At 65.0% G+C, this 25,393-nt stretch carries 25 protein-coding genes; 11 read left to right on the forward strand and 14 right to left on the reverse strand.

The annotated features are described in order from the left end of the window. Positions 1-4: 4 nt before the first annotated feature. The 4 genes from ACOYW5_RS03285 to ACOYW5_RS03300 all read left to right on the forward strand — a co-directional run bounded on the left by ACOYW5_RS03285 (position 5) and on the right by ACOYW5_RS03300 (position 3,822). Positions 5-937: an ABC transporter permease gene (locus tag ACOYW5_RS03285; protein WP_423067832.1), complete on the forward strand. Its 933-nt coding sequence runs from the start codon at positions 5-7 to the stop codon at positions 935-937. Beyond that, positions 934-1,836, forward strand: coding sequence for an ABC transporter permease (locus tag ACOYW5_RS03290; protein ID WP_423067833.1), 903 nt, complete (start codon positions 934-936; stop codon positions 1,834-1,836). The genes ACOYW5_RS03285 and ACOYW5_RS03290 overlap by 4 nt, the downstream gene beginning before the upstream one ends. A 1-nt stretch (position 1,837) precedes the next feature. Continuing rightward, complete coding sequence (locus tag ACOYW5_RS03295; RefSeq protein WP_423067834.1) at positions 1,838-3,043, forward strand: aminotransferase class V-fold PLP-dependent enzyme; 1,206 nt, start codon at positions 1,838-1,840, stop codon at positions 3,041-3,043. A gap of 62 nt (positions 3,044-3,105) precedes the next feature. Beyond that, positions 3,106-3,822 (forward strand): FadR/GntR family transcriptional regulator, encoded by a 717-nt coding sequence (locus tag ACOYW5_RS03300; protein ID WP_423067835.1) that lies wholly within the window; start codon positions 3,106-3,108, stop codon positions 3,820-3,822. Here ACOYW5_RS03300 and ACOYW5_RS03305 read toward each other — a convergent pair. After that, entirely contained in the window at positions 3,812-4,270 is a 459-nt protein-coding gene (locus ACOYW5_RS03305; RefSeq protein ID WP_423067836.1) for a YaiI/YqxD family protein, read from the reverse strand. The genes ACOYW5_RS03300 and ACOYW5_RS03305 overlap by 11 nt on opposite strands. 81 nt (positions 4,271-4,351) lie before the next feature. Between ACOYW5_RS03305 and ACOYW5_RS03310 the strand changes: the two genes are divergently transcribed. Beyond that, positions 4,352-4,774 (forward strand): hypothetical protein, encoded by a 423-nt coding sequence (locus tag ACOYW5_RS03310; protein WP_423067837.1) that lies wholly within the window; start codon positions 4,352-4,354, stop codon positions 4,772-4,774. Here ACOYW5_RS03310 and ACOYW5_RS03315 read toward each other — a convergent pair whose 3' ends face one another. After that, the gene (locus ACOYW5_RS03315; RefSeq protein ID WP_423067838.1) at positions 4,775-5,149 is read right to left on the reverse strand and encodes a VOC family protein; all 375 of its coding nucleotides are present in this window, start codon (positions 5,147-5,149) and stop codon (positions 4,775-4,777) included. A 99-nt stretch (positions 5,150-5,248) separates the two neighbouring features. On the opposite strand from ACOYW5_RS03315, the gene ACOYW5_RS03320 reads away from it, so the two are divergent. Further along, positions 5,249-5,710 carry an L-2-amino-thiazoline-4-carboxylic acid hydrolase gene (locus ACOYW5_RS03320; protein WP_423067839.1) on the forward strand — a complete coding sequence of 154 codons (462 nt, stop codon included), beginning with the start codon at positions 5,249-5,251 and terminating at the stop codon, positions 5,708-5,710. Here the strand turns inward: ACOYW5_RS03320 and ACOYW5_RS03325 are convergent. Both ACOYW5_RS03325 and ACOYW5_RS03330 read right to left on the reverse strand, forming a co-directional pair. Then, positions 5,707-6,711 (reverse strand): P1 family peptidase, encoded by a 1,005-nt coding sequence (locus ACOYW5_RS03325; RefSeq protein WP_423067840.1) that lies wholly within the window; start codon positions 6,709-6,711, stop codon positions 5,707-5,709. The genes ACOYW5_RS03320 and ACOYW5_RS03325 overlap by 4 nt on opposite strands. 13 nt (positions 6,712-6,724) lie before the next feature. After that, a complete protein-coding gene (locus ACOYW5_RS03330) occupies positions 6,725-8,047 on the reverse strand; it encodes a tetratricopeptide repeat protein (protein ID WP_423067841.1) in 1,323 nt (440 codons plus the stop codon). A gap of 51 nt (positions 8,048-8,098) precedes the next feature. Here ACOYW5_RS03330 and ACOYW5_RS03335 point away from each other — a divergent pair, with 51 nt between their 5' ends. Further along, positions 8,099-8,917: an alpha/beta fold hydrolase gene (locus ACOYW5_RS03335; protein WP_423067843.1), complete on the forward strand. Its 819-nt coding sequence runs from the start codon at positions 8,099-8,101 to the stop codon at positions 8,915-8,917. Here ACOYW5_RS03335 and ACOYW5_RS03340 read toward each other — a convergent pair. The 9 genes from ACOYW5_RS03340 to ACOYW5_RS03380 all read right to left on the reverse strand — a co-directional run bounded on the left by ACOYW5_RS03340 (position 8,914) and on the right by ACOYW5_RS03380 (position 17,617). After that, positions 8,914-9,297, reverse strand: coding sequence for a RidA family protein (locus ACOYW5_RS03340; protein WP_423067844.1), 384 nt, complete (start codon positions 9,295-9,297; stop codon positions 8,914-8,916). The genes ACOYW5_RS03335 and ACOYW5_RS03340 overlap by 4 nt on opposite strands. A gap of 40 nt (positions 9,298-9,337) precedes the next feature. Beyond that, a complete protein-coding gene (locus ACOYW5_RS03345; RefSeq protein WP_423067845.1) occupies positions 9,338-10,177 on the reverse strand; it encodes an MBL fold metallo-hydrolase in 840 nt (279 codons plus the stop codon). Further along, positions 10,177-10,953 (reverse strand): TatD family hydrolase, encoded by a 777-nt coding sequence (locus ACOYW5_RS03350; RefSeq protein WP_423069396.1) that lies wholly within the window; start codon positions 10,951-10,953, stop codon positions 10,177-10,179. The genes ACOYW5_RS03345 and ACOYW5_RS03350 overlap by 1 nt, the downstream gene beginning before the upstream one ends. Positions 10,954-10,957: 4 nt before the next feature. Next, the gene (metG, locus tag ACOYW5_RS03355; protein ID WP_423069397.1) at positions 10,958-12,511 is read right to left on the reverse strand and encodes a methionine--tRNA ligase; all 1,554 of its coding nucleotides are present in this window, start codon (positions 12,509-12,511) and stop codon (positions 10,958-10,960) included. Beyond that, on the reverse strand, positions 12,505-13,530 hold the full coding sequence (locus tag ACOYW5_RS03360; RefSeq protein ID WP_423067846.1) for an AAA family ATPase: 1,026 nt from the start codon (positions 13,528-13,530) through the stop codon (positions 12,505-12,507). Before ACOYW5_RS03360 ends, metG begins: the two co-directional genes overlap by 7 nt. A 1-nt stretch (position 13,531) precedes the next feature. Next, positions 13,532-14,218 carry a dTMP kinase gene (gene tmk, locus ACOYW5_RS03365; protein ID WP_423067847.1) on the reverse strand — a complete coding sequence of 229 codons (687 nt, stop codon included), beginning with the start codon at positions 14,216-14,218 and terminating at the stop codon, positions 13,532-13,534. A gap of 66 nt (positions 14,219-14,284) precedes the next feature. Next, positions 14,285-15,442 (reverse strand): D-alanyl-D-alanine carboxypeptidase family protein, encoded by a 1,158-nt coding sequence (locus tag ACOYW5_RS03370; RefSeq protein ID WP_423067848.1) that lies wholly within the window; start codon positions 15,440-15,442, stop codon positions 14,285-14,287. Positions 15,443-15,483: 41 nt separating this feature from the next. Then, complete coding sequence (locus ACOYW5_RS03375) at positions 15,484-16,593, reverse strand: septal ring lytic transglycosylase RlpA family protein (protein WP_423067849.1); 1,110 nt, start codon at positions 16,591-16,593, stop codon at positions 15,484-15,486. Positions 16,594-16,909: 316 nt separating this feature from the next. After that, on the reverse strand, positions 16,910-17,617 hold the full coding sequence (locus ACOYW5_RS03380) for an alpha/beta fold hydrolase (protein WP_423067850.1): 708 nt from the start codon (positions 17,615-17,617) through the stop codon (positions 16,910-16,912). 163 nt (positions 17,618-17,780) lie between these two features. Between ACOYW5_RS03380 and metH the strand changes: the two genes are divergently transcribed. From metH to ACOYW5_RS03395, 3 genes are all read left to right on the forward strand, one after another. After that, positions 17,781-21,545 carry a methionine synthase gene (gene metH, locus ACOYW5_RS03385; protein ID WP_423067851.1) on the forward strand — a complete coding sequence of 1,255 codons (3,765 nt, stop codon included), beginning with the start codon at positions 17,781-17,783 and terminating at the stop codon, positions 21,543-21,545. Next, complete coding sequence (locus ACOYW5_RS03390; protein WP_423067852.1) at positions 21,542-21,928, forward strand: hypothetical protein; 387 nt, start codon at positions 21,542-21,544, stop codon at positions 21,926-21,928. Before metH ends, ACOYW5_RS03390 begins: the two co-directional genes overlap by 4 nt. A 165-nt stretch (positions 21,929-22,093) precedes the next feature. Then, positions 22,094-22,366: a hypothetical protein gene (locus ACOYW5_RS03395; protein ID WP_423067853.1), complete on the forward strand. Its 273-nt coding sequence runs from the start codon at positions 22,094-22,096 to the stop codon at positions 22,364-22,366. A gap of 83 nt (positions 22,367-22,449) precedes the next feature. Here the strand turns inward: ACOYW5_RS03395 and ACOYW5_RS03400 are convergent, their stop codons facing one another. Continuing rightward, positions 22,450-22,872, reverse strand: coding sequence for a MerR family transcriptional regulator (locus ACOYW5_RS03400; RefSeq protein ID WP_423067854.1), 423 nt, complete (start codon positions 22,870-22,872; stop codon positions 22,450-22,452). A 78-nt stretch (positions 22,873-22,950) separates the two neighbouring features. Here ACOYW5_RS03400 and ACOYW5_RS03405 point away from each other — a divergent pair, with 78 nt between their 5' ends. Then, entirely contained in the window at positions 22,951-25,110 is a 2,160-nt protein-coding gene (locus ACOYW5_RS03405; protein ID WP_423067855.1) for a heavy metal translocating P-type ATPase, read from the forward strand. Positions 25,111-25,393: the final 283 nt, after the last annotated feature.

Here is a 25,393-nt window from a genome sequence, read left to right on the forward strand (position 1 = left end):
CGAAATGGTCCTCTACATTCTCCGTCGCCTCCTCTCCATCGCCTTCACCTTCTTCGTGGTGTCGGTGATCGTCTTCTTGATGATGCACGCCGTGCCTGGTGGCCCGTTCGACGGCAACGACATGCCGGTCTCGAAGGCCGTGCGCGACACGCTGATGGCCAAGCTCGGGCTCGATCAGCCGCTCTGGGTCCAGTACGTCAACTACATGAAGGGTGTGCTGACCTTCGACTTCGGCTTCCCCTATCAGGCCCCGGGCGAGACCGTGATCAGCCTGCTCGCCGACGCGTGGCCACCCAGTCTCCTCCTCGGCGGTCTCGGGGTCATCATCGGCGCCCCGCTTGGCATCCTGCTCGGCATGGCAGCTGCGCTGAACCGCAACACCTGGATAGACTACCTTGCGTCGGCCCTCGCGACACTCGGCCTGACGATCCCGGTCTTCGTGATCTCGATGCTGTTGATCCTCGTGTTCGCCGTGTGGCTGCAGTGGCTGCCAGCGAGCGGCTGGGGCAAGCCGGAGCGGTGGATCCTGCCAATCATCGCATATGCCGCCATTCCGGTCGCGACCTACGCCCGCTACACGCGCTCGGCGATGCTCGACAACCTGAACCGGCCGTTCGTCACGGCCCTACGCGCCAAGGGGCTGAGCGAGAATCGGATCATCTTCCAGCACGTGCTGCGCAACTCGGCCATCCCGATGGTCGCGGTGTTCCTCCCCATGTTCATCGGCACCGCGACCGGGTCGATCTTCGTCGAGGCCATGTTCCGGGTCCCCGGGCTTGGTTCGTACTTCGTGTCCTCCATTGAAAACCGCGACTATCCACTTGAAATGGCGCTTGTTCTCATGGTGACGCTGGCCTTCTGCTTCGCCTACCTGATTAGTGACGTCGCCTATGCCTGGCTGAACCCGCGCATCCGACTCGGAGATCAGCCGCGATGACCACTGAGCTCGAGACCGTGGCCGAACTGGCCGTACCTGCAACCGCCAAGCAGCGCAGTCCGGCCTACTTCGCCTGGCGCCGCTTTGTCGCCAACAAGGCGGCCGTCGGCGGTGGCGTGATCCTCGTCATCCTGATCCTCGCTGCAATCTTCGCACCGTTGTTCACCAAGACTGATCCGGCGACCCAGGCCTTCCTCACGCAGTCGCTCGCCTTCCCGTCGGCCGAGTTCTGGTTCGGGGTTGATGACCTCGGCCGCGACTTCTTCACCCGTATCGTCTACGGCGCCCGCGTGTCGCTCACCATCGGCTTTGCCGCGGCGGCATTCAGCGTCGTGATCGGCATTCCGCTGGGCGCGCTTGCCGGCTATTTCGGCGGCCGGACCGACTGGGTGATCATGCGCATCATCGAGCTGTTCTCGGTGGTGCCGTCACTGCTTGCGGCGTTGCTGCTCGGCGCCATCACCGGTGGCGGCTTTCTCACCATCATTGTGATCTCGGCGCTGTTCGGCTGGGTGAACGTGTGCCTGCTGGTCCGCGCGCAGGTGAAAGCGCTGCGCGAGAAGGAGTTCATCCGGGCCGCACAGGCGCTCGGTGCGTCGCCTTGGTACATCATCCGTCGCCACCTGATCCCGAACGCGATCTCGCCGATCATCGTCGGCTTCGTGCTCGCCATCCCGCTCGCCATGATGCTGGAGGCGTCGCTCAGCTTCCTTGGCATCGGCGTTCCGCCGCCGACCCCCAGCTGGGGCCAGATGATCAACGTCGGCATGAATTTCATGTTTTTCTACTGGCACATGGCGGTGTTCCCCACCGCCGCGCTCGCCATCACCGTGCTCGCGACCACGCTGTTCGGCGATGGCCTGCGCGATGCACTCGACCCAACGCTGAAAGGGCGCTGACTTGTCCTCGAACCTAGCCAAGCACTTCCTCCTGCGCGAGGACGTGACGTTTCTCAACCACGGCTCGTTCGGCGCCTGCCCTCGACCGGTGTTCGAGACCTACCAGCGCTTCCAGCTCGAGCTTGAGAGTGAGCCGGTGGATTTCCTCGGCCGCCGGCTGACCGAACTGATGCGCGAGCCGCGCGTTGCCCTCGGCGAGTTCCTCGGCACCAGCTCGGAGAATGTCGTCGGCGTCGTGAACGCCACGGGTGGCCTCAACATCGTGGCGCAGTCGCTCGCCCTCAAGGAAGGCGACGAGATCCTTACGACCGACCACGAGTACTCGGCGCTCGAGAAGACCTGGGCCTACGTGGCCCGTCGTACCAGCGCGAAGATCGTAGTCGTCAAGGTGCCGATGCCGCTAGTCTCCGAGCAAGCGTTCACCGACACGATCGTCGCTGGGATGACCGAGCGTACACGGGTGCTGTTCCTGTCGCACATTACCTCGCCCACGGCCCTCGTCTTTCCAATTGAGCAGGCTATCGCCGAGGCACGTAAGCGCGGCATCTGGAGCGTCATCGATGGCGCCCATACGCCGGGCCATATCCCGTTGAATCTCGACGGGATGGGCGTCGATTTCTACTCGGGAAATTGCCACAAGTGGATGATGACCCCGAAGGGCTCGGCCTTCCTCTACGCCAGGCCGGAACTCCAGGGGTTGCTGAATCCGCTGATTATCAGCCACGGCTGGACGGCCGAGAGCAAGGAACCCGGCGCAAAGGGCGCGTTCGGCAATTCGCCGTTCATCGACGAGATCGAGATGCAGGGCACGCGCGATCCCTCTGCGATGCTCGCAGTTCCTTCCGCAATTGCCTTCCGCAATGAGCATGACTGGACATCCGTCCAGCGCGCCTGCACCGCCCTGGCGCAGGAGACCGCTCAGCGCCTCGGCGAGCTGACGGGCTTGCCGCCGCTGTCGGCGCCGGAATTCTCCGCGCCGCAGATGGTGGCGATGCCGATCCCGGAATGCGACCCGCAGGAAGTCCACAAGCAGTTGTGGGAGCGCTTCAAGATCGAGATTCCGGTGTTCAAGTGGCAAGATCACTACATCGCGCGACTCTCGGTGCAGGGCTACAACAGCAAGCCGCAGATGGACTATCTGATCGAAGCTCTTACTGAGCTGTTGAATCTCAATGCCGAACCGGAGCTGAAACGTCAGCACGGCTGACAAAGCTGCGGAACTGTGATGAAGGTGCGTCGAACATGGGTCCTGGGGCCCGAGGAGCCGGCGTGGCACGCGACGGAGCACTGGATTATCTCGAACCGCTTGAGACCCGGACGCGTGGCGTGGCGGTGCTGGATGCGCTTGCCGACATGATCGAGCGCGCCGGGCTGACGGTCGGTGACCGCCTGCCGCCTGAAATTTCGCTGGCAAGCACACTCGGCGTCGGTCGCTCGACCATCCGCGAGGCGCTGAACCGCTGGGAGGGCCTGGGGCTCATCAAGCGGCGGCGCGGCGACGGCACCTATCTCGCCGCCCGCGTGCAGACCTCGAAGGGCCTCGTTCCCACGATGATCCGGCTGGAGGGTGAGGCGCTGCTTCGCCTGATCGAGGTGCGGCGGGCTCTCGAGAACGACGTGGTGCGCAAGGCGACGGTCAACGCTACCGCATCACAGCGGGCCGAAATCTCGCGGCTGTGCGATATCCTGATTGCAAAGGTTGACGCGCGCCGGAACTGGCACGATGCCGACCACGCCTTCCACGGCGCCATCTACGAGGCGTCGGGCAATCCGATGTTCGGGCAGATCCTACACCGGCTCGACGATGCGCTCGAGCGCTCGAACGAGTCGCCCTTTGGCCGCGACGACTTCGGCCTCGACTCGTTCCCGCCGCATCGCGAACTCGCCGATGCGATCGGGGCGGCTGACGTCGGGGCGGCACTGGCGGCAATCAACAAGATCCTAGATCTCGTCGAAGCCGACGTCCGTGCCATCATTACGGCTTAGCTTTGGCACGTTGTACCGCGGAATCGAACTGCTGCAGGAAGTTCGAGCGGTCCTTCGCGGTGTAGCCGGCGTTGAAGCCCCTGCTCTCGCCAGTCTCGCGCAGGTGCTGGTTAAGCTCCCGCATGGCCAGCGCCATGCCGATCGATTGCTCGGTGAAGGGCTTGCCGGTCGGACCCATGACTATCGCGCCCTTGGCGAGTGACCGGCTCGCCAGCGGGATGTCGGAGGTGACGACGAGATCGCTGGTCGAAACATGCTCGACGATCCAGTCGTCCGCCGCATCAGCGCCCTGGGCCACCATGACGTTTCGGATCATCGGATCGCGCGAAGGCCGGAGGCCGAAATTGGCGACGAAAGTTACGACGAGACCGTGGCGTTCGGCGATCCGCACGATCTCATCCTTCACTGGACAAGCGTCGGCATCGACAAAGATCTGAGGGGCAGCCAAACGTGAACTCCGGAATGCACAATCGCGCCGCAATGGCGGCGCACCGATGGCCAGACAATACAACGACACCGGGATTCGCCGATGCGCCTCGCTAAACTCAGCCTTCTCCTCGTTCTGCCTCTGCTCGCCGCCTGTGACAGTTCGCCAAAGGCGCCTGCGGGTGGTGGAGCGAGTGCGGCTCCCAGCAAGCCGGTGGCGACCAAGCCCGTGGCGGCCGTGCCGGCCAGCTTCCCGATCGGCGCCCGGCCAATGCTCGGCACTTGGGCTGCCGACGCGGCGGCGTGCACGGATGCCGCAAAGGTTACGACCGTGTCTGCCGCCAGCTACGATGTCGGCGGCAAAGCGTGCGAACTTTCGCTCAAGGACAACAAGGACGGCACGTTCGCGGCCACCTGCGGCAAGCAGAACATGACGCTGACGCCGATCTTCGGGCCGAGCGGCGAGGGCATCCGAGTTGCGGTGGATGACGCCAAGCCAACCAATGTCTTCCGCTGCGGCCGGTAGCTACATCCCTTCGACGAAGCCGAGGATGTTGCCTTCTGAGTCTTTGGCCCACGCGTTCTTGACCGGGCCGAAAACGGCGACGCCGTTCTCGGTCTTGAGGTCTGGCAGGTCGTAGTCGAGGAAGACGACGCCCCTGCCCCTCAGAGCCGTCATGTCGGCTGCGAGGTTGGACGTGTCGAAGGACAGTAGTGTGTGTTCCGCCGTACCGGCGTAGTCGGATTTGTAGAGGAACGCCGAGAGGCCATTGAACGCATAGGTTGCGCCATAATCGTCGTTGCGGGCCGGCTTGAAGCCGAGCTTTTCCTCGTACCATCGAACGGCGCGCTCGACGTCGTGTGCCGGGATCATGGCGGTGACCTTGGTGTCGGATTTCATAGCTTCCTCCATTGCTTAGTGCGGCAACGCATCAGCCGCACCAGGGTTTCCCTCTCCGGTCGATCCTGCCATCATTGCGCGAGCAAGGAGGACCGGCCAATGACCCCGTTCGAGCGCATCAGCACACAGGTTCAGGCCCAGATTCCGCTGGTACGCGCCATGGAAGCAGCGATGGGCAAGGAGGCGGCGCACAAGCTTGTCCGCGAAGCCCTGGACAAGGCCAATCGCGCCATCGTTGCGCAGCGTGGCTCGCTCCTCGACATCCCGACGCTCGCCATTGAGTTCGCGGCCTTTGGCGAAGGTATCCGCTACGAGTTCGAGACGCTGGAGCGGACCGACACGCTGCTACGGAACCAGGTCAACCACTGCGACTATGCCGAGTTCATGGAGCAGATCGGCGCACGCGATCTGGGCGAACTGCTGATCTGCAACTCGGATTTCGCCATGGCCGACGAGCTGGGGCTAAAGCTCGAGCGCAGCAAGACCTGCATGAACGGCGATGGCATGTGCGACTTCTGCTACCGCGTGAAGGCGGCGCAGCCACCCAGCGTTGGCGTCTAGCGCCCCCATTTCTCCTGCCAGGTCGGCACGACATCGTTCGGGACCGGTGTCGCGAGATAGATGGCCCGGGCCATCGCGCGGCTCAGGCAGACGGCAGCGGCGTGGCCCAGCTGCAGGGCGTTCAGTATGGGCGTCGTGATCGGCTTGGCGCCGGTCGATACCGAGAAGATGAGGTCGCCGTCGACCTGGGTGTGAGCCGGGCTGGCGCCTCTGGCGATGCCGTCCTGTGCCGCAACGGCGAGCCGCTTGAGCTGGGCTTTGGTCAAGTCGGCGTCGGTGGCGACGATAGCGATGGTGGTGTTCGAGATGGGCGTCACCCAGTCGCGCTTGGAGCGGGATGTCTGCTCGAACGGCATCGGTGTCGTGAGCGGTCCGAGACCGCCGAACTCGTTACCGGCTTCGAATGGGGACGCCCAGAAGTGGCGACTGTCGCCCATGGTGACGCTGCCAGTCGGGTTGGCAACGACAAGGGCGCCGACCGTGAAGCCGCCTGGAATGACCAGGGAAGCCGATCCGAGGCCGCCCTTGAGGTTGGCGGTCAGCGCTCCTACGCCGGCGCCGGCGGTGCCCAGGGCGAAGTCGGTGGCAGCTTTGGCGAGTGCCTGGACGCCAAGCGCCCGGTACGGGTTTTCGTCCCAGTCCTTGTCGCCCTTGTTGAGCAGGTCGAAGATGATGGCGCCGGGGACGATGGGAACTGTTGCGGTCTCGACCCGGAAGCCGCGGCCCAGCTTTCGCAGGGCATCGGTGACGCCGGATGCGGCTTCCAGTCCAAAGGCGGAGCCGCCGGATAGAACGAGGGCGTCGATTTCCTCGACCAGCTTGTCGGGCGCCAACAGCTCGGTCTCGCGCGAGCCGGGCGAACCGCCCATGACGTCGACGGAGGCGCGGAACGGACGGTCGGCCACCAGCACGGTAGTGCCGGTCTTGATCCGGTGGTCCTCGGCGTTGCCGACGCGGAGGCCTTCGACGTCGGTGATGAGGTTGCGTGGTCCGGTTTGCATCCGGGCTCCTTGTCTAGGCGGCGGCTCCCAGTTGCTGGTCCACCAGTTTCAGGGCGGCATTGAGAGGGACACCGTCGGGGTCCCAGATGCGTCGCATCTCAAGCATCTGCTGTGCAATGGCCCAGTTGCCGAGCTTCAGATGCGCATCGAGCAGCAGCTGGCCGAACAGGTCCCGTTGGGCGTGGCTACCGCCGATCTCCGTCATCCGGGGATTCGCGACGGAAAGCCACTTTGCCGTGGCTCCGTGGTCGCCGCGGGCGTGTGCGAGCACGCCGCGGGCTGCCGGTAGCGCGACTTCCTGCCAGACGACGCGGTCCCAGTTGGCCGAAGTGGCGGCGCGGTCCTCGATGGCCTGCATCAGGTGGTTCGCCTCAATGCGATCGGCGCGGGCGAGGCCATAGAGGTATTGCAGCGTCAGGAAGGGCAGCGTTGTGTCGCGCGCCCTGCCCTTCATGTGATCGGCCACCTCCTCCCAGCGGTTGCCGACGTCCATGCCCGCGACCTCCATGCGGGCGAGCAGCGAGACGGCGCCCACCTGGTCCTGCGGCAGGTCCGGCTCGATGCCCCAGACGTGGTTGTCGTAGGCGTCGAACACGGCGGCGTTGTCGCCCTGGCTGATGTGGAAGAGCGCCTTGTGCCACCAGTTGTGGGTGTACATGAAGGAGTTGAGGTCGACCCAGGTCTTCTGGGCTTCGCCGAGGAACTCGACGCCTTCGGCGACGCGTCCGGTGCCCAGCATGACGTGAGCCAAGGCGTGCTGCGCCCATGGCTCCTTGATCTTGAGCCTCAGCGCAAGGCGGGCCTCGCGCTCGGCAGCCTCGAGGTCGTGCATCTGCTCGTAGCCGAAAGCGAGCATGCCATGGAGGTAGGGATTGTCGACATTCTGGGCCTCGGCGACTTTGGCGATGCGGAGCATGTTGGCGGCATCGCCACGGTTGAAGCTGAAATACTGGTGCAGCTTCACCGAGGCCATATCGCGAGGGTATCTTGCGACGAGCTCGTCGCCGATCGCCTGCACGGCGGGGACGTCGCCGGCGATCCAGCGGTCGAGCTGGGCGACTAGCATCCGCTCGCGATCGTTTGCACCCGCTGCCGCGGCCGTGGCGCGCTTGAGGTAGCGCGAAGCCATGCGGGTGGCGCCGTCGGTTTCGAGCAGCATCCAGATGAAGCCGGCATAGGCGTTGGCCAGCACCGAGTCCGGCTCGCCGTCGGCGGCTGCGATGATGTTGGTGGCCTTCTTCTCGTAGCCGAGGAAGCCGCTGACGAAATCGTCGATGCCTTTGAGCGTCGCGTCCGACGCCCGGCTTACTTCATTTCCAAGGGCATCCTGTGCCATGTTCGCAATGCCGATTTGTCCAATCGGTCAAACATATACCTGCCGCAAGGCGTGTCCACGCTGCGGCCCGACAAATCCTCTCAGGATTCCAACATGCCGCAGTTCCAGAATGGCGCCGCCAGCGTGCATTTCGAAATCACCGGCTCGGGGCGGCCGCTGCTGCTGATTGCGGGGACGGCCAGCGATGGCGCCAGCTGGGGGCCACTGTTGCCGTTGCTGCCGGACAGGCAATTGATTCTGATCGACAATCGCGGCTCGGGGCGGACGAAGGTCGAGGGCCCGATCGAGTTGGCGGACATGGTGAGTGATTGCGCGGCGCTGATCGACCACCTTGGCGTGGGTCCGGTCGATCTGGTTGGCCACTCGCTGGGAGGCTTCCTTGGGCTGGCGCTTGCGGCTCTGCGTCCGGACAGGGTGTCGCGGCTGGTGACGCTTGCGTCGGCGGGGATGAGTCCGAAGACACGTAGCGTTTTCAACGACTTGTCGCGGATGTACTTCGTGCTGCCACCGGAGGACTGGTTCCGGTTGCTGTACCCCTGGCTGTTCTCGGACCCGTTCTTCGCCGATGAGGCGAATATCGCGGCGGCCGCCGCGGCGAGCACGAACTACGAGTACCGCCAGTCTCCCGGTGACTTCGCTCGCCAGATTGCCGCGCTCAATCGCGGCCTGTCGGTCGATCTGTCTAAAGTCGCGTGCCGCGTGCTTGCCGTCGCCGGCGATCTCGACCTCTTGGCCCCGCCTGGCGCGGTCGAAGCTTTGCACGCGAAGGTGCCCGACTTCACCCGCCATTCGATCCCCTATGCCGCGCATTCCCTGCATTGGGAGGCGCCGCAGGCCGTGGCGGCCGAGATTCGGAGCTTCTTGAGTTAGGGCTCGACCACCGCAGTTGCCGTCAGTTCGATCTTGAGGCCCTTGGCCAGCAGCTCCTTGACCACGACCGTGGCCCGGATCGGATAGGGCTTCACGTTGAAGAACTCGGCGTAGACCCGGTTCATGCCGGGCGCGTCGGCGCTGTCAGTGAGGAAAATCTGCACCTGGACGATGTTCGTGAGCTCGCCGCCGGCGGCGGTTACGGCCTGGCGCAGGTTCTTCAGGGTCTGGCGCGTTTGCACCTCGATGTCGCCGGCGACGATTTCACCTGTCTTCGGGTCCTCGGAGAGGACGACCATCCAGACGTGATTGCCGGCGCGCACGCAGTCGTTGATTGGTCCGCTGGACGGCGCGATGCCGGTGTCGATGACTTCAATCACTGTGGTCCTCCCATGAATGGCCAGATTACCACGGCCGCGATCAGCGGGGACTGATGATCTCGCCGTTGGTGATATCGACCTGCAAGCCGTCAAAGCCGGGCCGCACGTTGTCCGGGGTCATCGCATCAGTCTGGGCGTAGTCGAGGTCGATGTGCAGGTTGGTGAGGACAGCATGACGGGGCGTCATTTCCTCAACCAGTTCAAGCGCTTCGGAGAGGCTGAGATGGCTCGGATGCGGCGCCGGGCGCAAGGCATCGAGCACCCAGGTATCGAGGCCGCTCACCGCGGAGCGGGACGCCTCGGGGATGCCGCTCAGGTCACACGAATAGGCGAAGCCGCCGACGCGGAAGCCGAGCGAGATGATGTCGCCATGCTCCTGCGCGAAGGGCAGCACGGTGATCGACCCTCCGGGGCCGTCGATCGTGATCGGCCGGTCTGCCTCGATCAAATGCTGGTTGAGGATGGGCGGATAGCCGGAGCCGGGCGGCGCGGTGAAGCAGTAGGCAAAGCTCGGGACGATGCGGTTGGCCGCTTCCTGGCTGAAGTAGACGTCGACGCGCCTGCGGTTGTTCAGCGCCAGAACCCGGAGGTCATCGATGCCATGGGTGTGGTCGGCGTGTTCGTGGGTGTAGAGCACCGCCTCGACCCGATCGACCTCCGCCGCGAGCAGTTGTTCGCGCAGGTCGCAGCCGGTGTCGACGATGATGCGGGTGGGCTGGTCGGAGCCTTCGGTGAAGCCTTCGATCAGCAGCGAGCAGCGAGTGCGGCGGTTCTTGGGGTTATTGGGGTCGCAAACGCCCCAGTGGCCGCCGATGCGCGGGACGCCGCCGGAGGAGCCGCAACCCATGATTGTGGCGATGATGCGCGTTGCCTCGGGCATCACGCCTTGGCCTTTGAAAACAAACGGAAAAAGTTGGTCGTGGTCTCTTCGCCCAGCTGCTCCACCGGAATGCCTTTGACTTCGGCGACCTTGGCGGCGGTGTGGGCGACGAAGCTGGGCTCGTTGGTGGCGCCGCGATGCGGGATCGGGGCGAGATAAGGTGCATCGGTTTCAACGAGATAGCGGTCGGCCGGGACAAATTTGGCGACCTCGCGGATCTCTTCGGCGTTCTTGAAGGTGATGATGCCGGAGAATGAGATGTAGCCGCCCAGATCGAGAGCTGTGCGAGCCAGATCTGCGCCGCCGGTGAAGCAGTGGAGCAGGAAAGGGAAGGCCCCCTGCCCCATTTCTTCCCTCAGAATGTCACCCATATGAACGTCGGCTGAACGAGAATGAATGACCAGTGGCAGGCCGGTGATGCGTGCCGCGGCGATGTGGCGGCGGAAGCCGGTCTCCTGCGCGTCCTTCGGAGCGTTGTCGTAGAAGTAATCGAGGCCGGCTTCGCCGATGGCGACGCAGCGGGGGTGCTGACTCAGCCGGACGAGATCGTCGGCGAAGATGTCGAGCTCTTCATCGGCGTGGTGCGGGTGGGTGCCGACCGAGCACCAGACTTCCGGGTGCGCCTCTGCAATGGCCTTGATCTCGTCGAAGCGTTTTACGCGGGTGGAGATCGTGACCATACCGTCGATACCCGCCGCTTTGGCGCGGGCGAGCACGCCGGCGCGATCGGCGGCGAGCTCGGGAAAATCGAGATGGCAGTGACTATCGATCAGCATGGTCTCACGCTGCCGGCTTGGCGATCTCGAACTTCTTGAACACCGGCTCAGGCGGCGGCAAGGCAGTACCGGCGGATACACCCGATGCGCCGAGCGCATGACTGAGCAAACGCTGGTCGGTGGGGACCGCGAGCGCGTCGAGGAACTTCGCTGCGGAACCCGGCACGAAGGCCTGCGCGGCGATGGCGGCGCGGCGGACGATGTCGGCGGTTGTCGCGAGAATCGTGCCCATGCGCCGCAGGTCGGCTTTCAGGCCCCACGGCGCCTGGTCGGCGAAATAGAGGTTGGCGGCGTTGAGCAGAGATACCAGTTCGCCCGCGGCGTCGTGGATCTGCTGGGTCTTCATGGCGAGATCCATCTTGCCGATGGTTTCGACGGCGGTAGCGACGATGGTGCGTTCGGCGTCGGTCGGCTGTGCCTCGGGGAGCAGGCCGCCGAAATTCTTCTGGATCATCGACAGCGAGCGCTGCGCCAGGTTGCCGAAGTTGTTGGCGAGGTCGGAATTGTTGCGGTTGATGAACTTCTCGCGACCCCAGTCGCCATCGCTGCCGAAGCTGATCTCGCGCAGGCAGTACCAGCGGACCGGATCGGTGCCGTAGAGATCGAGCTGCTCATGCGGATCGACGATGTTGCCGACCGACTTCGACATCTTCTTGCCTTCGGAGGTCAGGAAGCCGTGGGCGAAGACCCGCTTCTGCACCGGGATGCCGGCGCTCATCAGGAAGGCGGGCCAGTAGACGGTGTGGAAGCGGATGATGTCCTTGCCGATGACGTGCAGATTCGCCGGCCAGAACTTCTTGAACTGCTCGGAGTTGGCATCGGGGTAGCCAACGCCGGTGATGTAGTTGGTGAGGGCGTCGACCCAGACATACATGACGTGGCCGGCGGCGCCCGGAACCGGGATGCCCCAATCGAAGGTGGTGCGCGAGATCGAGACGTCGCGCAGGCCCGACTTCACGAACGAGATGATCTCGTTGCGGCGTTCCTCGGGGGCGATGAAATCCGGGTTGTCCTCGTAGAGCTTGAGGAGGCGATCCTGATAGGCGGAGAGGCGGAAGAAGTAGCTGTCTTCCTCGACCCAGTTCACCTCGGCGCCCGTCGGCGCGAGCTTCTTGCCGTTCTCGCCGTCGGTGAGCTCGTCCTCGTCGAAATAGGCTTCGTCGCGCACCGAGTACCAGCCCTTGTAGGTGGACTGGTAGATATCGCCATTGTTGCTGGCGGCCATCTTGCGCCAGATTTCCTGGCTCGCCTCGTAATGGCGCGGCTCGGTGGTGCGGATGAAGTCGTCGTTCGAGATGTCGAGGCGCCCGGCCAGCTCCTTGAAGCGGGCGGCGTTGCGATCGGCGAGTTCGCGCGCGGTGATGCCTTCTGCCGCTGCCGTCTGCACCATCTTGATGCCGTGCTCGTCGGTGCCGGTGAGGAAGAAGGTCTCCTTCCCCTGCAGGCGGGCCCAGCGGGCGATGGCATCGGTCACGATCATCTCGTAGGCGTGGCCGATATGCGGCGCGCCGTTCGGATAGGCGATGGCGGTGGTGACGTAGAAGGTCTCGGTCATGATGCGGACGGGGCGACGCTCAACTGATGGTGTTTGCGGATCGCGTCGAGGATAGCGACCAGGGTCTGCCGCATGTCGAGGTTGTATTCATCGGCATCGGCGAGTGAAAGCCGGGCCTTGTCCCATAGCTCGTTGGCAGAGGCAAGACGGACGCGGTCGCCGGAGGCCGCGGCGTCGCGGGCGGCGGCGGCGATCCAGTCGTTGATGATGTCGCGGGCGAAGCGGAGTTCTGAGGAGTCGCGGTCACCGCCGAGGAGGTCGGCGATGGCGAGGCGTTGGGCGGCGGCGCCGGATGGGTTGGCAAGCCAGCCTTGGAGGAGCGATAGCGGACCGCCATCGCCCAGCAGCATGGCCTCGAAGGCACGGCGGGGCCTGCCGCCCGCCAGCGATACGGCGCGGTCAATCAGGGTCGGATCGGCTTCGTTGCGCTCGAGGACCTGCCGCACATCGGCATCGTCGATCGGACGCAGGGCGACCTGGAAGCAGCGTGACTTGATCGTTGGGAGCAGCGAGCCGGGACGGTGGGAGACGAGGAGGAAGGTCGTATCGGCCGGCGGTTCCTCAAGGATCTTGAGGAGCGCATTGGCGGACGAGGCGTTGCAGTCATCGATCGGGTCGACGATGGCGATGCGGTGCCCTGCCCGGCCGCGGGTCATGCGCATTTCTTCGATGAAGCGGCGAACTTCCTCGACGCGGATGGCGGTGTAGTAGCCCTTGCCGGTGTCGCGCGGCGACTTCCGCATGACAAAGAGGTTCGGGTAGGCGCCGGCGGCGACCTGGGCCGCGATGTGCGCGGGAGATTCGTCGCCGGTGCGCTCGAAGATGCGGCGGGCGATGTCGAAGGCGAGCGTCGCCTTGCCGATGCCGAGCGGACCGTGGATCAGGATGCCACCCGGCAGGCGCCCGGCGTCGAGGCGATCGAGCAGCGCGGCGCTGGCGGCGGAATGGCCGAGAACAGCGTGCTGGAACTCGGGAGGCGGGACGCCCTCGAGCTGGTCGGGCTCACGTTCGGGGTAGTCCAATTCAGCCCGCCTTCCGCTCGGCGAGCTCGGGGTAACGCCGGGTCAGGGTGTCCCAGATCTCTTCTTCGAGCGAGTCTTCGGACTGGCTGGCGGGGAGGACGACGCAGCGATCTGGATTGGCCTTGGCGATGGCGAGGAAAGCCTGCCGGAGCCGGCGGTGCCACTCGAGATCTTCCTTCTCGAAGCGGTCGCCAGTCTGCGCCAGGGCCTTTTCGAGTTCGCGGGATTCGACGCGGGCGAAGGCGGTGCTGGGATCCATGTCGAGGACGAAGGTCAGGTCGGGTTGGTGACCGTCGAGTGCGAGTTCCTCAAGTCCTTGAATCAGCTTGTCATTTACGCCGCCAGTCAGGCCCTGGTAGGCGCGGGTGGAGTCGTGGAAGCGGTCGGAGATGACCCATTTGCCGCTCTTGAGGCTGGGGGCGATGAGGGAGCTGACGTGATCGTAGCGGGCGGCGGCGAAGAGCACCGCTTCAGCGCCGGGGCCCCAGCTTTCGGAGCGGCCCTGGAGGATAAAGGCGCGCACCGCCTCGGCTTTTGGCGTTCCACCGGGTTCGCGGGTGCGGACGGCTTCGATGTCCATGCGGTTCAGGCGGACGAGCAGGCGCTTGACCTGGGTCGATTTGCCGACGCCCTCGCCGCCTTCAAAGGTGATGAAACGCGCAGCGGGCTTGGCTGGAACATCGAGCATTCGGCTATCCCTGTTCGCGGTAGAGTCTGCAGAAAAGCCGTGAACTTCTGCCAGACAATCGGTTCGCTACAGCCAACCGAGCGCGAGTTCCTTCAACGCATCGGTCGCCTTGCGGACGATATCGCCCTCGCCGACGTCCTCGCCAGCGTAGAGCGGCGTGACCTGTACCACAGCACCGTTGCACATGACATTGAGTTGGCCGAGTTGCTGGCCCTTCTGCACAGGCGGACGGATGGGGGCGCGAAAGCTCACCGTGGCGGTGGGACAGTTCTGGGCGCCCTTGGGCAGGAACAGGTCGATAGCGGTCTTGCCGACCAGGGCGACCTGGGCGGCGCTGCCACCGTATACGTCGGCGTGGGCTACGGCCTCACCCTCGGCGAAGACGGGGACCAGTTCGAAGCCGCGGGTGCCCCAAGTGACGAGCTTGCGGGCCTCCTCGGTGCGCTCGCTCATCGACTTGAGGCCGTGGAGCACGGCGATCAGGCGACGACCAGTGGCGGCGGTGGAGACGACCTCGCCGTAGCCGGCGGCTTCGGTGTGGCCGGTCTTCAGGCCATCGACGCCGATGCCAATCTCGAGCAGCGAATTGCGGTTCATCTGGCGGATCTTGTTCCAGGTGAACTCCTTCTCGGAGAAGATCGGGTAGTACTCGGGGAACTGCGCGATGATGAAGCGGGCAATGGTGGCAAGGTCGCGGGCGGTCGAGTACTGCGCCGGGTCCGGCAGGCCGGTGGAGTTGACGAAATTGGACCCGGTGAGGCCGATCTCCTGACCGAGCCGGTTCATCAGCTGGGCGAAGCTGAGTTCGCTGCCGGCGATGCCTTCGGCGAGCGCGATGGCTGCGTCGTTGCCGGACTGGATGATGACCGAGCGGACGAGGTCCATCACTGGGATCTTCGAATTGAGCTCGGCGAACATGGTCGAGCCGCCGGAAGCGGCGCCGCCGTCGCGCCAGGCGTGCTCGGAGATGAAGAACTCGTCGGTGGGCTTGAGCTTGCCGGTCTGGAGCTGGTCGAAGACAACGGCGAGCGTCATCAGTTTGGCCATGCTGGCCGGCTCGAGTTGCTCGTCGCCGGCCTTATTGAAGAGGATGGTGCCGGACTCGTAGTCCATCAGCACGGCGAAAGGCGCCTTGGTGTCGAATTCCTGCGCCTGTACAGGCGCGAGGGCCGCCACGAAGACGGCGAAGGCGAGGCCCAAGACTTTCAGGCTGAAGTTCCGCACGATTCAACCCCGATTCCGGCCACTGCCCGGCCGACGTCCGACTAATAGAGCACGAGGTCCTTTAGGCCAAGTTCCTGTGCGAGCATCATGACGTCATTGCGGGCGACACCCGGCTTGAGATGCGTCAGCGTCAGGCGGGTGGCATCGGCGCCTGGAACGCGGACGGCGTCCTGGTCGACGGCGCCGAGGAAGGCGAAGCGGAGCGCGATCTCTTCGGCTGCGGCCGGGTCGGTGAAGACGCCGAGTTCGAGCTTGATGGCGCGCTTGTCCTCGTCGACGGTGGCGACCCAGGGCTCGAGCGCATCGGCGCGGGTGGCCATGGCGTTGACGGCGGCGTGGGCGCTGTTGATGTCGGCGGTAGCTTCGCCACTTTCGGCATAGCCGAAGAGATTCTCCATGAAATCGCCGAGCACGTCGGGGCGATCGGCCGCAGGCTGGGCGCCGCCGAAATCGCCGAAGCTGAGGCGGCCGCCCGAGATGCCGACGGGCTTCGCGGGATCGGCCATGGCGAGGCGGGTGTTGCCCTGCATTTCCATGTTGGTGAGGCGATCGACGCTGGCTAGCAGCATGCGGGTGTCATCGCCGTTCAGCGGCGCCGGGCCGATGTATTGCACCTGGATCTGGCCGACGCCCTTGCCGGCATAGCCGAGGATATCGGCGGTGCGGTAGCTGAGGTCCATCACCCGGCCGTGGAGGTACGGGCCGCGATCGTTGACGCGGCAGACGACCGAGCGGCCGTTCTCGATGTTGGTGACGCGAACGTAGCTGGGGAGCGGCAGCACCGGGCTGGCGCAGGAAATGCCGTTGGCGGAGAAGATCTCGCCGTTGGCGGTCATGCGGCCGTGAAAGTCGTTGCCGTACCAGGAGGCGCTGCCGGCGGCGACATAGCCGGTCGGGTCAGCTAGTGGCGTATAGGTTTCACCGCGAACGGTGTAGGCCTTGCCGACGAGAAGGCGTCCGCCGCCCTTAGGCGGGTTCTTCGCGGTGCTGACCCGGGGGCTGACCGCGACGCCGAATTCCTTGGAGGTGAAGGCGGCGCGCTTGACGTGTGGAACGCCGCTCCCTGCCCCACAGGCAGCGATGATCGGCGCTACGAGCGCTGCAAGCACAAGCAGCCGGGCGGCCGCGCGGAGGTCGCGAGAGTTAGGCAAGTCGTGGTCAACCCATGCTGATTTGGCGCGGAGTTTAGCGGAGGGCGTCCACGCATGGGCTTAGGGAAGCGCATCGTGGTTGAGGTGCGGTTAATTTGAATGAAATGTGAGGGGGTTGGGGGCGGCGGCGGCAAGCGATGCTCCACATTCACTCGGCCGTCATCCCGGCGAAAGCCGGGACCCAGTGCACGGACCGACCCTCACGCTTGATGGTGCCGATCTGGCAGTGACGGACCGGTGACGCGCCATCACCCGGATATTCTGTCCGAGCAATGGGTCCCGGCTTTCGCCGGGATGACGGCCGGTGGGGAGGTAGCTATTCGGTTTGAAGCCGCTCCAGCCAATCCACCATCGCCGTCGTCACCACTTCCGGTTGCTCGGCGAGCGCCATATGGCCTGCTTTGGGAACAGTAACCAGCTCTGCACCACTGATGCCCGCAGCCATCTCGCGCGCCGCTTCTGGAACCGTGATTGCGTCGGCATCACCCACAACCACCAATGTCGGCACCTTGACACCCGCCAGGTCCGGACGGGAGTCCGGGCGGGTGATGATGGCTTGCTGCTGGCGGATGTAGGTTTCGGAGCCGACGGCTTTGGACATGCGGATGTGGAGGGACTTGAGGTCGGCGTTGTCGAGGTGATCGGGGTGGACGGCGTTGGGGAAGGATTGCTGGATGGCGAGGGTGAATTTGCCCTGCTCGGCCAGTGCGACGGCGGCGCGGCGCTTTTCGGTGGCTTCGGGAGAGTCCGGGCGGGCCGAGGTGTCGAGCAGCGCGAGGGCGAGGACGCGGTCAGGTGCCCGGCGCAGGATTTCGAACGCGATGTAGCCCCCCATGGAGAAACCGGCGAGCGCGAACTTCGGTGGGGCGTCGGCGAGGATCGAGCGGGCGATCTCGGCCATGCTCGCGCCCTGCGTGTGGTTGCCGACGGTGACCGGGCCAAAGTGCCAGAGGGCGGGCAGCTGGCCGCGGTAGATCTCCGCGGTGCAGTTGAGGCCGGGGATGAGGAGGATGGGGATTGCCATATCGGGTAACGTCTCGGGCGATTGTTTCGGTTCCACAGGGGCGCGCGAAAGCGGCTTGCTTGCCCGGCGAAGGGCTATCATATAAAGATATCTTTATATCCCGCGTGCGATAGCTATGCGGGTCTGCCGTATTGTGGCGGCACTTGCACTGGAAAGTCGAGCTATGACCACCGCTCAAACCATTGAGATCGATAGAAATTCCTTGCCGGATGGCGAGGAAGTGCGGGCAGCGCTTGTCGCGGCTGCCGCGGAACGCATCCTGATCCTCGATGGCGCCATGGGCACGATGATTCAGCAGCTGAAGCTGGATGAGGCGGCTTATCGCGGCGAGCGGTTCAAGGATTGGCACAGGGACGTGCGGGGCAATAACGACCTGCTTAACCTGACGCAGCCGGACGCGATCCGGGCGATTCATCTCGAATACTACCTCGCGGGCGCCGACCTCGTGGAGACGAACACGTTTTCGTCGACCGATATCGTGATGGCCGATTACGGAATGCAAGAGCTTGCCTACGAGCTGAACCTTAGTGGTGCGCGGCTGGCGCGCGAGGCGGCGGAGCTGGCGTTCGAGAAGGACGGCAAGCGGCGATTTGTTGCTGGTGCCCTTGGCCCTCTCAATAAGACGGCGTCGATGTCGACGGACGTGAACTCGCCTGGACATCGGGCGATCACCTTCGACCAGATCGTCAAGGGCTATGCCGAGGCGATCAACGGGCTGATTGATGGTGGCGCGGACGTGCTGCTGTTCGAGACGATCACCGATACGCTCAACACCAAGGCCGGCATCTTTGCGGCGCAGCGGATCTTCGCGGAGCGCGGCAACGAGTTGCCGGTGATGATTTCGGGAACGATCACGGATCTGTCGGGGCGCACGCTCTCGGGGCAGACGCCGACGGCGTTCTGGTACTCGGTGCGGCATGCGAAGCCCTTCACGATCGGGCTCAACTGCGCGCTCGGCGCCAATGCGATGCGGGCGCATATCAACGAGCTGAGCGACGTGGCCGACACGTTCATTTGCGCCTACCCCAATGCCGGGCTGCCGAACGAGTTCGGCGGCTATGACGAAACACCGGAATTCATGGCACGCCAGCTCGAGGGCTTTGCGCGCGATGGGTTCCTGAACATCGTCGGCGGCTGCTGCGGTTCGACGCCGGACCATATCCGGGCGATCAAGGAGGCGGTGAGCAAGTACAAGCCGCGCAAGGTGCCCGAGGTGCCGACGTTCCTGCGGTTGAGTGGGCTCGAGCCGTTCACGCTGACCGACGACATTCCGTTCGTGAACATCGGCGAGCGCACCAATGTCACGGGGTCGGCGCGGTTTCGGAAACTGATCACGGCCGGCGACTACACGGCGGCGCTCGAAGTGGCGCGCGACCAGGTGCAGAACGGCGCGCAAGTCATCGACATCAACATGGATGAGGGCCTGATCGACAGCGAGAAGGTGATGACGGAGTTCTTGAACCTCCTCGCCGCCGAGCCGGATATCGCCCGCGTGCCGCTGATGATCGACAGCTCGAAATTCTCGGTGATCGAGGCGGGGCTCAAGTGCGTGCAGGGCAAGGCACTGGTCAACTCGATCTCCATGAAGGAAGGCGTCGAGAAGTTCCTCGAAAGTGCCCGGCTGGTGCGCGCATATGGCGCGGCCGTGGTGGTGATGGCGTTCGACGAACAGGGCCAGGCCGACACGTATGAGCGCAAGGTCGAGATCTGTTCGAAGGCCTACAAGCTCCTGACCGAGGAAGTCGGGTTCCCGCCTGAAGACATCGTGTTCGACCCGAACATCTTCGCGGTGGCGACGGGCATCGAGGAACATGCCGGTTACGGGATCGCCTTCATCGAGGCGACGCGGACGATCCGCGAGACGCTGCCGCATGCCCATATCTCGGGCGGCGTGTCGAACCTCAGCTTCTCGTTCCGCGGCAATGAGCCGGTGCGCGAGGCGATGCACTCGGTGTTCCTCTACCACGCCATCCAGGCGGGGATGGACATGGGCATCGTCAATGCCGGCCAGCTGGCGGTGTACGACACGCTAGAGCCGGGGCTGCGGGAGGCCTGCGAGGATGTGATCTTCAACCGGCGGTCGGATTCGACCGAGCGGCTGCTGGACATTGCCGAGCAGTTCAAAGGCCAAGCCGGCGGCGAGCAGAAGGCCAAGGACCTGACCTGGCGTCAGGGGCCGGTGGCAGACCGCATTTCGCATGCGCTGGTCAACGGCATCACCGAGTTCATCGACGCGGACACCGAGGAAGCACGGCTTGCCTCGGAACGGCCACTGCATGTGATCGAAGGCCCGTTGATGGCCGGCATGAGCGTCGTCGGCGACCTGTTCGGCTCGGGCAAGATGTTCCTGCCACAGGTGGTGAAATCGGCGCGGGTGATGAAGCAGGCGGTGGCGCACCTTCTCCCCTTCATGGAGGCGGAGAAGAACGCCGACGGCAATGCGACCGGCCGGAAGTCGGCCGGCAAGATCCTGATGGCGACGGTGAAAGGCGATGTGCACGACATCGGCAAGAACATCGTCGGCGTCGTGTTGAGCTGCAACAATTACGAGATCATTGATCTAGGCGTGATGGTGCCGACGGCGAAAATCCTGGAGACGGCCAAGGCCGAGAAGGTCGATGTGATCGGGCTTTCGGGGCTGATTACGCCGTCGCTCGACGAGATGGTGCATGTCGCAGAGGAGATGGAGCGCGAGGGCTTCACCGTGCCGTTGCTGATCGGCGGGGCGACGACGTCGCGCGTGCACACGGCGGTGAAGATCCACCCGCAGTATCACGGCGGGCCGACGGTGCATGTGCATGACGCGAGCCGCGCGGTGGGTGTGGTGTCGTCGCTGCTCTCGGGCGAGCAGCGGCCGGCCTATGTCGCCGACGTGAAGGCGGAATACGAGCGGCTGGCGGAAAAGCACCGGCAGAGCGAGGCCGAGAAGCAGCGGACGTCGCTGGCGGCGGCACGGGTCAACCGGTTCGTGCCGAAGTGGGACGGCTACCAGCCGCCGAGGCCGAGCTTCCTCGGCACGCGGGTGTTCGAGAACTACGACCTCGGCGAGATCGCCAAGTACATCGATTGGACGCCGTTCTTCCAGGCCTGGGAACTGAAGGGTCGCTATCCGGCGATCCTCGAGGACAAGGACCAGGGTCCGGCGGCGCGGCAACTGTGGGACGATGCGCAGCAGATGCTGCGTGAAGTCATCCAGAAGAACTGGTTCCGGCCCAAGGCGGTGATCGGGTTCTGGCATGCCAACCAAGTGGGCGACGATATCCGGCTGTTCACCGACGAGGACCGCAAGGACCAGCTGGCGACGTTCTTCACGCTGCGCCAGCAATTGTCGAAGACCGGGAACAAGCCTCACATGGCGCTGGCCGATTTCGTCGCGCCGGAGGGCATTCCAGACTATCTCGGGGGCTTCGTCGTGACGGCGGGGCTCGAGGAGAATGTCATTGCCGAGCGGTTCGAACGGCGGAACGACGACTATTCCTCGATCCTGATCAAGGCGCTGGCCGATCGGTTTGCCGAGGCGTTCGCGGAGCTGATGCACGAGCGGGTGCGCAAGGAGTTCTGGGGCTACGGGGCCACGGAGACGTTCCAGCCGAACGAGCTGGTGGGCGAGCCGTACAAGGGCATCCGCCCTGCCCCGGGCTATCCGGCGCAGCCCGACCATACCGAGAAGACGACGCTGTTCCACCTGCTCAACGCCAAGCAGCGGATCGGGGTGGAGCTGACGGAGAGCTACGCGATGTGGCCGGGTTCGTCCGTGTCGGGCATCTATCTCAGCCATCCCGAGAGCTTTTATTTCGGCGTGGCCAAGGTGGAGCGCGACCAGGTCGAGGACTATGCGCGTCGCAAGGGCATGGCGGTGCGGGAGGTCGAGCGCTGGCTCGGGCCGATCCTCAACTACACGCCGAGCGCGGAAAAGGGGGCGGCATGACGTCCGGTCTTCAGTCCCCTGCTCCATATGCCCGCCGCGCGCGCTCCGTGCCGGTGACGGTGGTCACCGACAAGGCGGCGCTGGCGCGGTTTGGTGGACGGGATACGGCCGTGGTGCATCTCGATGCCCCGCTCCATGCGCATGCGCCGGGGACCGAGTGCATTGCGTGCGAGAGCCGGGGCAACGTGCGGGTGCTGCTGTTCGAGCTGCAGGAGAAGCTGAGCCGAGGGATGGTGGAGCCGTTCGTGCGGGTGGTGGTGGATGCGACGGATGCGCCGGACAGCGCGGCGGTCGCCGATGCCATCGTGCCGGGCAAGCTGCCGGCGTTCGGGCTCCGCGACCATGCGGTGGCGCGGAATTTTCATCTTGAGGAAGTCATCTGACGGCGATCATGGATCTGTTCTTTCCGCCGCGGCCGGTGAAGCGGCCGGCGCCGGCGCCGCAGCCACAGGGCAAGCCGGCGGCCAAGTAGTAGCCACGACCAAAGCCGTCGTTGGAATCGCTCCGGCTGCGCGGTAAGCTGTTGATGCGCTGGAGGAGGCGTATCCATGGAAGGTCACGATCCGTTTTCGCGCAATGTCGGCAGCAAGCTATTGTTCCTGGCGCTGATGCTGCTGGTGTTCGGGGTTATTGCGCTGGTGCTGATGCCGCTTGGCTCGATGTTCGCGCCGCCGCCTGCGGCGGGTGCGGAGCCGGGGCCGGGCCTTTTCGGCGCGATTATGCCGGGGCTTATACTGATCGTGGTTGCGGCGGTCGTTGCGGGGCTGGCTGGATTGCTGCTCGGGTATGACAAGGCTCGGCACGAGCAGAGCGTGGAATAGACAGAGATACCGACTGAGGTTTTGGCCGCCCCCTCCACCGCCTACGGCGGTCCCCCTCCCCCGCTTCGCAGGGGAGGATAAGATCAGTGCACGTGTTCGGCGGTGCACTGGCTGTGGTCGGCCAGGACTTCGATGATGCGGCAGTCGCAGATGCGGCCGTGGTGGCATTCGTCGACCATGCGCGAGAGCTCGGTGCGGAGCGCAGTGAGGCTGGCGATGCGGCGGTCGATTTCGCTCAGGTGATTGCGGGCGATGCTGTCGGCCTGGTGGCATGAGGCCTGCGGCTTGCCGGACATGTCGAGCAGCTCGCGGATATCACCGACTTCGAAGCCGAGTTCGCGGGCGTGGCGGATGAAATTGAGCCGGTCGACCTCCGGCTTGCCGTAGCGGCGCTGATTGCCATCGGTACGCGGCGGAGCCTCGATTAGACCGATCTGCTCGTAGAAGCGGATGGTGGGGACTTTTACCCCGGTCAACCGAGACAATTCGCCGATCGGAAGATTCATTGCGCGCGCCTCTTGATCCTCTAGTGGCTAGAGGTCCTAGATGTAGGCGGAGGTGATGAAGATTCCAAGGAAAATGCCATGTCCGAGGCCGCCGAGAAGCTGAAATTCCGTGTCGGTGGAATGGATTGCGCCGCCTGCGTGACCAAAATCGAGAACGCGGTCGGCCGCTTGCCGGGTGTGTCGACGGTGGGTGTTTCGCTATCGGCGGGGACACTGACGGTTGAGACCGCCGCGCCGGTCGCCAAGGGGGCGATCGAGCGGGAGGTCAAGGCGCTCGGGTACTCGATCGGGAGGACGGGGGCAGGAGCGCCGGCGGGTGCTGCTCGTGACCACGACCATGACCATGATCATGAGGAACACGCCGCGCCGATCGACGGGCCCTGGTGGCGGACGCGGAAGGCGTTGCTGACGTTTGCCTGCGGTGGCGCATTGGTGGCGGCCTATCTCGTCGGCCTTGCCGTGCCGGCGATCGGGCACTGGGCTTTCCTTGTGGCGATGCTGGTCGGGCTGGTGCCAGTGGCGCAGCGGGCGCTGGCGGCGGCGCTGCGCGGGACGCCGTTATCGATCGAGACGCTGATGACGGTTGCCGCGGTGGGCGCGGTGTTCATCGGGGCGACGGAGGAGGCGGCGACGGTGGTGCTGCTGTTCCTCGTCGGTGAATTGCTCGAAGGCGTTGCGGCCGGGCGGGCTCGCGCGAGCATCAAGGGGCTGGCCAATCTCGTGCCGAAGCTGGCGCTCGTCGAAAAGGATGGCGGAACGGTCGAGGTGCCGGCGGAACAGCTGGCCGTGGGGGCGATCATTCTCGTGCGGCCGGGCGATCGGGTGGCGGCGGATGGCGTGATCCTCGAGGGGCACTCGTCGCTCGATGAGGCGCCGGTGACCGGCGAGAGCGTGCCCAAGGCCAAGGGTATCGGCGACGACGTGTTCGCCGGGACGATCAATGGCGAGGCGGTGCTGCGGGTGCGCGTCACGGCGGCCGCGGCGGACAATACGATTGGCCGGGTGGTCCGGCTAGTCGAAGAGGCGCAGGAGAGCAAGGCGCCGACCGAGCGGTTCATCGACCGGTTCTCGCGCTACTACACGCCTGGCGTGCTGGTGGTCGGCGCACTGGTTGCGATCGTGCCGCCGCTGCTATTTGCCGGCCAGTGGAGCGAGTGGATCTACAAGGGTCTCGCGATCCTCCTCATCGGGTGCCCCTGCGCACTGGTGATTTCGACGCCGGCGGCGATTGCGGCGGGGCTATCGGCGGGCGCGCGGCGCGGGCTGCTGATGAAGGGCGGCTCGGTGCTCGAGGCGTTGCGCGGGATCGATACCGTCGTGCTCGATAAGACCGGCACGCTGACCGAGGGCAAGCCCGTGGTGACGGACGTGGTCGGGATCGGACGGAGTGAGGCCCAGGTGCTGTCGCTGGCGGCGGCGCTCGAGACGGGCTCGAGCCATCCGCTGGCGCTTGCCATTCTGGCGCGGGCGAAAGCAGATCGCGTGCCCCTGCCCCCCGCAGCGGGTGCCAAGGCCGTGGCGGGCAAGGGCGTGACCGGACGCGTCGGTGGCGTGGAGCTGTTCCTCGCCTCACCGAGCGCAGCTGCAGCCATGGCGCCGTTCGATGCGGGCCTGCGGACGCGGATCGATGGGCTCAATGACGAGGGCAAGACCGTGTCCGTGCTGCTGGCGGGCGGCGAGATCGCCGGGTTGCTGGCGATCCGCGACGAGCCGCGGGCCGATGCGGCAGAGGCGCTGCAGCGGCTCAAGGCGGATGGGATCCGGACGGTGATGCTGACCGGTGACAACGCCCGGACGGCGCGGGCGATCGGCGCCTGGCTCGGGATCGAGGTCATGGCCAACATGTTGCCGGAGGACAAGCAGCGGATCGTGCGCACGCTGCAAGCCGACGGTCGCAAGGTGGCCAAGGTGGGCGATGGGATCAACGACGCCCCTGCCCTCGCGGCGGCCGATATCGGCATCGCCTTGGGTGGCGGGACCGACGTGGCGCTGGAGACGGCCGATGCGGCAATCCTCCATGGCCGTGTCGGTGATGTCGCCAACATGATCGCACTGTCGAAGGCGACGATGGGTAATATCTGGCAGAACATCACTGTCGCCCTCGGACTGAAGGCGGTGTTCCTGGTTACAACCATCATCGGTATTACCGGGCTGTGGCCGGCGATTCTTGCGGACACCGGCGCAACAGTTCTGGTGACGCTCAATGCCATGCGGTTGCTTGGTTGGAAGGGGCGCTAGGTCGATAAAAGCTGTCAGCCGGCTGTCAGCTTGGCTCTTCTATTGTTCCAGGCAAGAGGAGGCCAGTCATGGTGCGGTGGAACCTTGCCCTCGGAATGCTGGTCGCCTGCGAAAGCCTTGTCATGTTGGCGCTTATCGCAGCGGCACTTTAGGCGGATCTATCCCTGAATCGGCGGGCGCCGCGGCATCGCGGCGAGTGTTGCGTAGTGCTGCGCCGCTTATCTCTCGAAAGCTGCAGTTGGCTGCAATCGACGCCAGGTTCCGAGACCGCTCTGTATCGGCA

The organism is Devosia sp. CN2-171 (assembly GCF_049354815.1).
Classification (GTDB): domain Bacteria; phylum Pseudomonadota; class Alphaproteobacteria; order Rhizobiales; family Devosiaceae; genus Devosia_A.

Bases quoted from the DNA above. Each gene is read 5' to 3' on its own strand.
- ACOYW5_RS03310 (WP_423067837.1), top strand. From the start codon at position 4,352: ATGCGCCTCGCTAAACTCAGCCTTCTCCTCGTTCTGCCTCTGCTCGCC.
- ACOYW5_RS03405 (WP_423067855.1), top strand. From the start codon at position 22,951: ATGTCCGAGGCCGCCGAGAAGCTGAAATTCCGTGTCGGTGGAATGGAT.
- ACOYW5_RS03345 (WP_423067845.1), bottom strand. From the start codon at position 10,177: ATGCCCGAGGCAACGCGCATCATCGCCACAATCATGGGTTGCGGCTCC.
- ACOYW5_RS03330 (WP_423067841.1), bottom strand. From the start codon at position 8,047: ATGGCACAGGATGCCCTTGGAAATGAAGTAAGCCGGGCGTCGGACGCG.
- ACOYW5_RS03350 (WP_423069396.1), bottom strand. From the start codon at position 10,953: ATGCTGATCGATAGTCACTGCCATCTCGATTTTCCCGAGCTCGCCGCC.
- ACOYW5_RS03395 (WP_423067853.1), top strand. From the start codon at position 22,094: ATGGAAGGTCACGATCCGTTTTCGCGCAATGTCGGCAGCAAGCTATTG.
- tmk (WP_423067847.1), bottom strand. From the start codon at position 14,218: ATGCTCGATGTTCCAGCCAAGCCCGCTGCGCGTTTCATCACCTTTGAA.
- ACOYW5_RS03285 (WP_423067832.1), top strand. From the start codon at position 5: ATGGTCCTCTACATTCTCCGTCGCCTCCTCTCCATCGCCTTCACCTTC.
- ACOYW5_RS03390 (WP_423067852.1), top strand. From the start codon at position 21,542: ATGACGTCCGGTCTTCAGTCCCCTGCTCCATATGCCCGCCGCGCGCGC.
- ACOYW5_RS03315 (WP_423067838.1), bottom strand. From the start codon at position 5,149: ATGAAATCCGACACCAAGGTCACCGCCATGATCCCGGCACACGACGTC.
- ACOYW5_RS03320 (WP_423067839.1), top strand. From the start codon at position 5,249: ATGACCCCGTTCGAGCGCATCAGCACACAGGTTCAGGCCCAGATTCCG.
- ACOYW5_RS03290 (WP_423067833.1), top strand. From the start codon at position 934: ATGACCACTGAGCTCGAGACCGTGGCCGAACTGGCCGTACCTGCAACC.
- ACOYW5_RS03400 (WP_423067854.1), bottom strand. From the start codon at position 22,872: ATGAATCTTCCGATCGGCGAATTGTCTCGGTTGACCGGGGTAAAAGTC.
- metH (WP_423067851.1), top strand. From the start codon at position 17,781: ATGACCACCGCTCAAACCATTGAGATCGATAGAAATTCCTTGCCGGAT.
- ACOYW5_RS03325 (WP_423067840.1), bottom strand. From the start codon at position 6,711: ATGCAAACCGGACCACGCAACCTCATCACCGACGTCGAAGGCCTCCGC.
- ACOYW5_RS03380 (WP_423067850.1), bottom strand. From the start codon at position 17,617: ATGGCAATCCCCATCCTCCTCATCCCCGGCCTCAACTGCACCGCGGAG.